The organism is Halomonas sp. LMYGS-3, assembly GCF_059509875.1.
Map to the genome: position 1 here is coordinate 1 of NZ_JCAKFQ010000058.1, position 5,588 is coordinate 5,588.

Below are 5,588 nucleotides of genomic sequence, written 5' to 3' on the forward strand. Positions count from 1 at the left end.
ACGTTTGAACCTTGAGCCAGGTTTGGTTCCACCTTAGGAACTATCAGACTGTAAACTGAAGAGTTTGATCATGGCTCAGATTGAACGCTGGCGGCAGGCCTAACACATGCAAGTCGAGCGGCAGCACGGGGAGCTTGCTCCCTGGTGGCGAGCGGCGGACGGGTGAGTAATGCATAGGAATCTGCCCGGTAGTGGGGGATAACCTGGGGAAACCCAGGCTAATACCGCATACGTCCTACGGGAGAAAGCAGGGGACCTTCGGGCCTTGCGCTATCGGATGAGCCTATGTCGGATTAGCTGGTTGGTGAGGTAACGGCTCACCAAGGCGACGATCCGTAGCTGGTCTGAGAGGATGATCAGCCACATCGGGACTGAGACACGGCCCGAACTCCTACGGGAGGCAGCAGTGGGGAATATTGGACAATGGGGGCAACCCTGATCCAGCCATGCCGCGTGTGTGAAGAAGGCCTTCGGGTTGTAAAGCACTTTCAGTGAGGAAGAAGGCCTTGGGCTTAATACGCCCGAGGAAGGACATCACTCACAGAAGAAGCACCGGCTAACTCCGTGCCAGCAGCCGCGGTAATACGGAGGGTGCGAGCGTTAATCGGAATTACTGGGCGTAAAGCGCGCGTAGGTGGCGTGATAAGCCGGTTGTGAAAGCCCCGGGCTCAACCTGGGAACGGCATCCGGAACTGTCAGGCTAGAGTGCAGGAGAGGAAGGTAGAATTCCCGGTGTAGCGGTGAAATGCGTAGAGATCGGGAGGAATACCAGTGGCGAAGGCGGCCTTCTGGACTGACACTGACACTGAGGTGCGAAAGCGTGGGTAGCAAACAGGATTAGATACCCTGGTAGTCCACGCCGTAAACGATGTCGACTAGCCGTTGGGTCCCTCGCGGACTTTGTGGCGCAGTTAACGCGATAAGTCGACCGCCTGGGGAGTACGGCCGCAAGGTTAAAACTCAAATGAATTGACGGGGGCCCGCACAAGCGGTGGAGCATGTGGTTTAATTCGATGCAACGCGAAGAACCTTACCTACCCTTGACATCCTGCGAACCCTTCGGAGACGAAGGGGTGCCTTCGGGAGCGCAGAGACAGGTGCTGCATGGCTGTCGTCAGCTCGTGTTGTGAAATGTTGGGTTAAGTCCCGTAACGAGCGCAACCCTTGTCCCTATTTGCCAGCGATTCGGTCGGGAACTCTAGGGAGACTGCCGGTGACAAACCGGAGGAAGGTGGGGACGACGTCAAGTCATCATGGCCCTTACGGGTAGGGCTACACACGTGCTACAATGGTCGGTACAAAGGGTTGCGAAGCCGCGAGGTGGAGCCAATCCCGAAAAGCCGGTCTCAGTCCGGATCGGAGTCTGCAACTCGACTCCGTGAAGTCGGAATCGCTAGTAATCGTGAATCAGAATGTCACGGTGAATACGTTCCCGGGCCTTGTACACACCGCCCGTCACACCATGGGAGTGGACTGCACCAGAAGTGGTTAGCTTAACCTTCGGGGGAGCGATCACCACGGTGTGGTTCATGACTGGGGTGAAGTCGTAACAAGGTAGCCGTAGGGGAACCTGCGGCTGGATCACCTCCTTACCGACGACGTCACCGGCTGTCGGCAAGTGCTCACACTGAATTACCTGATCGGCCAGAGCAAAGACTGTTTGGGTAAAGGCCCAGCGTGACCAATGGGTCTGTAGCTCAGTTGGTTAGAGCGCACCCCTGATAAGGGTGAGGTCGGCAGTTCAAGTCTGCCCAGACCCACCATTCTCCCACTCGGTTGGTTAGAGCGCACCCCCTGGGGTGGGATCAAGAGGAGGGTGAGGTCGCCGGGTTTTGTTCAAGTCTGCCCAGACCCACCATTCTCTCGCTCAGTTGGTTAGAGCGCACCCCCTGGGGTGAGATAAAGAGGAGGGTGAGGTCGCCGGGTTTTGTTCAAATCTGCCCAGACCCACCAAATTTGCGTGATACGTCGTTGCTTCAATACTCGCATAGCAGGCTATGCGTCGCATTGAAGCGCCTAGTCTCACACAAATTGCATTTTATCGGGGCCTTAGCTCAGCTGGGAGAGCGCCTGCCTTGCACCAGGAGGTCGCGCCGGGGTCGCGCACGACTTCGATCCCGCTAGGCTCCACCACTCCGCCCCGCAGTCTTAGCTGATCGGATCCGCAGTCACAAGCCATCGTCACATCAAGTGATGTCAGGTTTTTGACTGTCGATTGACAGTGGCTCTTTAACAATGTGAATCATGCTGACAAGTTTCTTCCGAGAGGAAGAGACGCGAGATACGTCTCAAGCGTATCCGGCAATTGTCGATGCAATCGCGGACCAGACCCTTTGGGGTTATATGGTCAAGCGATGAAGCGCATACGGTGGATGCCTAGGCAGCCAGAGGCGATGAAGGACGCGGTAGCCTGCGATAAGGCTCGGTGAGGTGGCAAACGACCTGTGACCCGGGCATTTCCGAATGGGGAAACCCACCCCGCAGCAGCGGGGTATCCCACACTGAATCCATAGGTGTGGGAGGCGAACCGGGGGAACTGAAACATCTCAGTACCCCGAGGAAAAGAAATCAACCGAGATTCCCCCAGTAGCGGCGAGCGACCGGGGACTAGCCCTTAAGCGGCACGACTGGTAGGCGAACACGCTGGGAAGCGTGGCCATAGCGGGTGATAGCCCCGTAGCCGAAACCTGAGTGTCGTGAAATCGAGTAGGTCGGGGCACGTGAAACCTTGACTGAACATGGGGGGACCATCCTCCAAGGCTAAATACTCCTGGCTGACCGATAGTGAACCAGTACCGTGAGGGAAAGGCGAAAAGAACCCCGGAGAGGGGAGTGAAATAGATCCTGAAACCGTATGCGTACAAGCAGTGGGAGCCGACGTGTTCGGTGACCGCGTACCTTTTGTATAATGGGTCAGCGACTTATTTTCAGTGGCGAGCTTAACCGATTAGGGGAGGCGTAGGGAAACCGAGTCTTAACTGGGCGACCAGTCGCTGGGAATAGACCCGAAACCGGGCGATCTATCCATGAGCAGGTTGAAGGTTGAGTAACATCAACTGGAGGACCGAACCAGGATCTGTTGAAAAAGATTTGGATGACTTGTGGATCGGAGTGAAAGGCTAATCAAGCCCGGAGATAGCTGGTTCTCCTCGAAAGCTATTTAGGTAGCGCCTCACGTATCACCGCCGGGGGTAGAGCACTGTTTCGGCTAGGGGGTCATCCCGACTTACCAACCCGAGGCAAACTCCGAATACCGGTGAGTGCGAGCGTGGGAGACACACGGCGGGTGCTAACGTCCGTCGTGAAAAGGGAAACAACCCAGACCGTCAGCTAAGGTCCCGAAATCCTGGTTAAGTGGGAAACGATGTGGGAAGGCTCAGACAGCTAGGAGGTTGGCTTAGAAGCAGCCATCCTTTAAAGAAAGCGTAATAGCTCACTAGTCGAGTCGGCCTGCGCGGAAGATGTAACGGGGCTCAAACCAGGTACCGAAGCTACGGGTGTGCCTGCATCACTTAAGGCTATTCGATTAACGTCGCGAAGCGACGTTCAAGCGCTCCCCGAACGTTGAGTCGGGTGGGCGGATCATGATGAGTAGGCTTAAGGATGCAGGCACGCGGTAGAGGAGCGTCGTGTAAGCCGACGAAGGTGAGTCGAGAGGTCTGCTGGAGGTATCACGAGTGCGAATGCTGACATGAGTAACGACAAGGGGAGTGAAAAACTCCCCCGCCGGAAGACCAAGGGTTTCTGTTCGACGCTAATCGGAGCAGAGTGAGTCGGCCCCTAAGGCGAGGCCGAAAGGCGTAGTCGATGGGAAACGGGTCAATATTCCCGTACCTCACAGGATTGCGATGGGGGGACGAAGAAGGCTAGGTGGGCCAGGCGTTGGTTGTCCTGGTGAAAGTCAGTAGGCTGGGGGATCAGGCAAATCCGGTTCCTCAAGGCCGAGAGACGAGACGAAGGCCCCACGGGGCCGAAGTCATCGATGCCACGCTTCCAGGAAAAGCCTCTAAGCTTCAGATTCTGTGGGACCGTACCCCAAACCGACACAGGTGGTCAGGTAGAGAATACCCAGGCGCTTGAGAGAACTCGGGTGAAGGAACTAGGCAAAATGGTGCCGTAACTTCGGGAGAAGGCACGCCGCGCTAGTGTGAAGGGCCTGGCGCCTGGAGCACGAGGCGGTCGAAGATACCAGGTGGCTGCAACTGTTTATTAAAAACACAGCACTCTGCAAACGCGCAAGCGGACGTATAGGGTGTGACGCCTGCCCGGTGCCGGAAGGTTAATTGATGGTGTTAGCGCAAGCGAAGCTCCTGATCGAAGCCCCGGTAAACGGCGGCCGTAACTATAACGGTCCTAAGGTAGCGAAATTCCTTGTCGGGTAAGTTCCGACCTGCACGAATGGCGTAATGATGGCCACGCTGTCTCCACCCGAGACTCAGTGAAATTGAAATCGCCGTGAAGATGCGGTGTACCCGCGGCTAGACGGAAAGACCCCGTGAACCTTTACTACAGCTTCACACTGGATGCTGATGTTGCTTGTGTAGGATAGCTGGGAGGCTTGGAAGCCCGGACGCCAGTTCGGGTGGAGCCGACCTTGAAATACCAGCCTGGCATCATTGGCGTTCTAACTCAGGTCCGTGATCCGGATCGAGGACAGTGTGTGGTGGGTAGTTTGACTGGGGCGGTCTCCTCCCAAAGGGTAACGGAGGAGCACGAAGGTACCCTCAGCACGGTTGGAAATCGTGCAGTGAGTGCAAGAGCATAAGGGTGCTTGACTGCGAGACAGACACGTCGAGCAGGTACGAAAGTAGGTTCTAGTGATCCGGTGGTTCTGTATGGAAGGGCCATCGCTCAACGGATAAAAGGTACTCCGGGGATAACAGGCTGATACCGCCCAAGAGTTCACATCGACGGCGGTGTTTGGCACCTCGATGTCGGCTCATCACATCCTGGGGCTGAAGTCGGTCCCAAGGGTATGGCTGTTCGCCATTTAAAGTGGTACGCGAGCTGGGTTTAGAACGTCGTGAGACAGTTCGGTCCCTATCTGCCGTGGGCGTTGGAGATTTGAGAAGAGCTGCTCCTAGTACGAGAGGACCGGAGTGGACGCACCTCTGGTGTTCCGGTTGTCACGCCAGTGGCATTGCCGGGTAGCTATGTGCGGACAGGATAACCGCTGAAGGCATCTAAGCGGGAAGCCCCCTTCAAGATGAGATCTCCCCGAGGCCTCGAGCCTCCTGAAGGGCCCAGCGAGACCAGCTGGTTGATAGGCCGGGTGTGGAAGCGCTGCAAGGCGTTGAGCTAACCGGTACTAATGGCCCGTGCGGCTTGACCATATAACACCCAAGGGGTCTGTGATTGCAGACGATGACGGATACGCGAGACGTGTCGGTCGGCATGATTCATATGTTTTTCGCCTGACGACCACAGCGAGCGGGTCCCACCTGATCCCATGCCGAACTCAGCAGTGAAACCGCTCAGCGCCGATGGTAGTGTGGGGTCTCCCCATGCGAGAGTAGGTCATCGTCAGGCACCTTTTCAGAAACCCCGGCCATTGGTCGGGGTTTCGTCGTTCAGGGGTCTCCCACGGA

2 tRNA genes and 3 rRNA genes are annotated in these 5,588 nt (G+C 56.5%); all 5 read left to right on the forward strand.

Annotated features, from left to right (window positions below):
* The first annotated feature begins 52 nt into the window (after positions 1 to 52).
* Positions 53 to 1,592: ribosomal RNA gene (locus tag AC5W54_RS22350) — 16S ribosomal RNA — on the forward strand.
* Positions 1,593 to 1,686: 94 nt separating this feature from the next.
* Positions 1,687 to 1,763, forward strand: a tRNA-Ile gene (locus tag AC5W54_RS22355).
* 280 nt (positions 1,764 to 2,043) lie between these two features.
* Positions 2,044 to 2,133: transfer RNA gene (locus AC5W54_RS22360), tRNA-OTHER, on the forward strand.
* A gap of 212 nt (positions 2,134 to 2,345) precedes the next feature.
* A 23S ribosomal RNA gene (locus AC5W54_RS22365) occupies positions 2,346 to 5,333 on the forward strand.
* A gap of 80 nt (positions 5,334 to 5,413) precedes the next feature.
* Positions 5,414 to 5,529, forward strand: a 5S ribosomal RNA gene (gene rrf / locus AC5W54_RS22370).
* The 16S, 23S and 5S rRNA genes sit together here with 2 tRNA genes alongside, the layout of an rRNA operon.
* Positions 5,530 to 5,588: the final 59 nt, after the last annotated feature.